Raw genomic sequence first — 230 nt, 5'->3', positions numbered from 1 at the left:
AAGGAAACGCAGAAAAAGCACTGGAATCCTTGCAAGATATGAATAAACAAACGGCAACTGTCATACGTGACGGCAAAGTGACCACTGTCGAGTCAGAGCAACTGATGGTTGGGGATATTCTTGTTTTAGAGTCCGGTGATGGTATTTCTGCCGATGCCCGTTTGATCGAAGCATCCCAATTACGTGTAGAAGAATCGGCGCTGACTGGAGAAAGTGAAGCAGTCGAAAAA

General features: G+C 45.7%; 1 protein-coding gene. It reads left to right on the top strand.

All coding sequences use genetic code 11. The features are described from left to right. Nucleotides 1–38 precede the first annotated feature (38 nt). The coding region (locus tag ACSV5T_RS10505) for a hypothetical protein (RefSeq protein WP_438321121.1) at nucleotides 39–230 on the top strand (192 nt) is incomplete at its 3' end.

It is taken from the genome of Veillonella sp. ZSJB6 (assembly GCF_051549505.1).
GTDB lineage: Bacteria > Bacillota > Negativicutes > Veillonellales > Veillonellaceae > Veillonella.
This window is presented reverse-complemented; position numbering and strand designations above follow the sequence as displayed.